Source organism: Mycobacterium sp. (assembly GCF_035633495.1).
Taxonomy (GTDB): domain Bacteria; phylum Actinomycetota; class Actinomycetes; order Mycobacteriales; family Mycobacteriaceae; genus Mycobacterium.
Genome location: NZ_DASQEU010000042.1, coordinates 1 through 3,003, shown reverse-complemented (window position 1 = coordinate 3,003; position 3,003 = coordinate 1). Strand labels below are relative to the sequence as shown.

Below are 3,003 nucleotides of genomic sequence, written 5' to 3'. Positions count from 1 at the left end.
GCGGTGGACACCGTCGACTTGCCCGAGCCGATTCCGCCCGTGACGGCAACGGTCAGCATGGATCTCCCCTGGATTGCCCCTGGATGGATTGGCCCTGGATGGACCGGCCCGTATCTGGATTGACTCGAGTCTCCGACACGCCCGTCAGCATGCCGGGGCGCGCACAGCCTGACACGTAGCGTGAGCGCGGGCCACTGTCGCCGACGTTTCTTCGCTGTCGGCACCGGGCGCACATCCACCGAACACCCATGTCACATCAAGTTGGGGAGCAGCCGTGACGACGACCCTGATCCGGATGCCCGTCGCGGGTCGTCATCGGCTCGGCAGTCCCGGGCTGATCCCCGTCACCGCACTGGTGACGGTGGTGCGCCGGCGGTTCTTCCTCGCTTGGTTCCGGCCGGGCCGGCATCGCCGGGCCGACTACCGCCTGTTCGGCGAACGTGCCCCTCAGCCCGCCGCAGCGGTCTGAGGCAGTCGGGCAGCACCTCCGCCGGGCCGCACCCTTCGCGAGGCCGCGGTTCGGGGCCGCGGCCTCGCTCAGGCCTTGAGGATCCGGGTCAGCGCGGCGTCCGCCAGCTGCGGCAGGCCGATCGCCAGCACAGCCGGATCGGGCCCGTTGGTGCCAACGACGGCGATGGCCATCGTCCAGGTGTCGTACGGCATGATGATCAACCCGCCGTCCCGGATCGCCATCGTCGCCGGGTAACCCTGGACCGTCGTCGGGATGATCTGCGCGCTGCTGTCCGTCTCGTTCTGGACGGTCACGTCGGCCTGCTTCTGTGCCGCGGCGGCATCGGCGTACTGGGTGAGCGCCAGGGTGATCGCGCCGGTCTTCTTGTCCCCCGACAGACCGAACAGGCAACGGATCCGGCCGGTCTGACCGACGTCCGTGTTGACCTCCGCGACGGTGACCTTCAGCCGGTCGTTCGGGATGTCGGCGTTGATGGACTTCTTCACGTCCGCGGCATTGAGGATGGCTGCGCAGTCGACCTTCAACGGGTCGACGGCGACGATCGGGGCGGCGGTCGGCGCCGCCGATGCGGACGGCGAGGGTGACGGACTCGGGGAGGCGGCCGACTCGCTGCCACTGGCGCTGGCGTCCGCGCTGCCGCTGCCACTGGCATCCGCGGGTCCGGAGGCGTCGGCACCGCTGGACACCGTCACCACCGCGGTCACCGTGCGACGGGTGGAGCTGTCGGAGGAACAGCCGGAGATGACGACGAGGCCGACAACGGTCGCGGCCAGCAGCACAGTGTGACGACGCATGTGTTCACCGTAATGGTCCCGACACGGCGATCCCGCCAGGGCAAACAGCGATTCACCGGCGTGTTGGAGACCCACATCGGGAGTTTGTCGCCGCCGCGACTCGAGCTCGCAGCCACACCCCGGTGAGCATCCGACCGGGCAGACGACGACGGGACCGCCACCCGCAGGTGACGGCCCCGTTCGGCCCGTTCACGACGGCCCCCCATCACGGGCGGCCGCGGTGCCGAGCGAGATCAGCTACCGGCAAGCCGTTCCCGGAGGGCGGCCAGCTGCTCGTCATTGACCAGCGAACCGGTCTGCGGAGCCGCCCCGGCGGGCGCCGTGGTGCCCGAGGAGTAGTTGCTCGGCTCGGCTGCCTCGGCATCGGCGACCTGCGCCGCGGCGATCTGCTTGAGGTGCGACTCGTACACCGAGTGCGCTTCCGAGTACTGCTTCTCCCACGCCTCGCGCTGGGTGTCGAAACCGTCGAGCCATTCGCCGCTCTCGACGTCGAAGCCCTCCGGCGGAACGAAGCTGCCGGACTCGTCGTAGTGGTCGACCACGCCGTACTGCGCGCGGACCTCGTCGAACTCGGTCTCCGGGGTGATGCCCTCGTTGGCCTGCTTGAGCGAGAGCGAGATGCGCCGGCGCTCCAGGTCGATGTCGATGACCCGGACGAAGATCTCGTCGTCCACCGTCACGACCTGCTCGGGGATCTCCACGTGGCGCCCGGCCAGCTCGGAGATGTGCACCAGGCCCTCGATACCGTCGTAGACACGGACGAACGCGCCGAACGGCACCAGTTTGGTGACCTTTCCCGGCACGACCTGGCCGATGGCGTGGGTCCGGGCGAAGTGCCGCCACGGGTCTTCCTGGGTCGCCTTGAGCGACAACGAGACCCGCTCGCGGTCCATGTCGACGTCGAGAACCTCGACGGTGACCTCCTGGCCGACCTCGACAACCTCGCTCGGGTGGTCGATGTGCTTCCAGGACAGCTCGGAGACGTGCACCAGGCCGTCGACGCCGCCGAGGTCGACGAACGCGCCGAAGTTGACGATCGAGGAGACCACGCCCTTGCGGACCTGTCCCTTGCCAAGCTGGTTGAGGAACTCGCTGCGCACCTCGGACTGGGTCTGCTCCAGCCACTGCCGGCGGGACAGCACGACGTTGTTGCGGTTCTTGTCCAGCTCGATGATCTTGGCGTCCAACTGGCGGCCGACGTACGGCTGCAGATCGCGCACGCGGCGCATCTCGACCAGCGAAGCGGGCAGGAAGCCGCGCAGACCGATGTCCAGGATCAGGCCGCCCTTGACGACCTCGATGACGGTGCCGGAGACGACGCCGTCCTCTTCCTTGATCCTCTCGATCGTGCCCCAGGCGCGCTCGTACTGAGCCCGCTTCTTGGACAGGATGAGACGGCCTTCCTTGTCCTCCTTCTGGAGAACAAGCGCTTCGACATGCTCGCCGATCGAGACGACCTCACTGGGGTCGACGTCGTGCTTGATGGACAGCTCACGCGAGGGGATGACACCCTCGGTCTTGTAGCCGATGTCGAGCAGGACCTCGTCACGGTCGACCTTGACGATCGTGCCCTCGACGATGTCGCCATCGTTGAAGTACTTGATGGTCAGGTCGATGGCAGCGAGGAAGTCCTCAGCCGTCCCGATGTCGTTGATGGCGACCTGTGGGGCGGTGGCGGTAGGGGTGGACATGTGGTGGGGTGCTCCGGAAGTGGGTTTGTTCGGAATGTCGATGGCC

The 3,003-nt window shown here is 67.8% G+C and carries 3 protein-coding genes; 1 reads left to right on the top strand and 2 read right to left on the bottom strand.

From position 1 onward, the window contains the following. Positions 1–274: 274 nt before the first annotated feature. Positions 275–469: a hypothetical protein gene (locus VET27_RS06480; RefSeq protein WP_526516263.1), complete on the top strand. Its 195-nt coding sequence runs from the start codon at positions 275–277 to the stop codon at positions 467–469. A gap of 68 nt (positions 470–537) precedes the next feature. Here VET27_RS06480 and VET27_RS06475 read toward each other — a convergent pair whose 3' ends face one another. Together VET27_RS06475 and rpsA are read right to left on the bottom strand one after the other, a co-directional pair. After that, complete coding sequence (locus tag VET27_RS06475; RefSeq protein ID WP_526516261.1) at positions 538–1,266, bottom strand: hypothetical protein; 729 nt, start codon at positions 1,264–1,266, stop codon at positions 538–540. A 233-nt stretch (positions 1,267–1,499) separates the two neighbouring features. Then, positions 1,500–2,957, bottom strand: coding sequence for a 30S ribosomal protein S1 (rpsA, locus tag VET27_RS06470; protein ID WP_526516265.1), 1,458 nt, complete (start codon positions 2,955–2,957; stop codon positions 1,500–1,502). Between the last annotated feature and the right edge of the window lie 46 nt (positions 2,958–3,003).

What these genes read in the sequence shown, in the direction of transcription:
- VET27_RS06475 (WP_526516261.1), bottom strand. Translation starts at nt 1,266, where the DNA reads ATGCGTCGTCACACTGTGCTGCTGGCCGCGACCGTTGTCGGCCTCGTC.
- rpsA (WP_526516265.1), bottom strand. Translation starts at nt 2,957, where the DNA reads ATGTCCACCCCTACCGCCACCGCCCCACAGGTCGCCATCAACGACATC.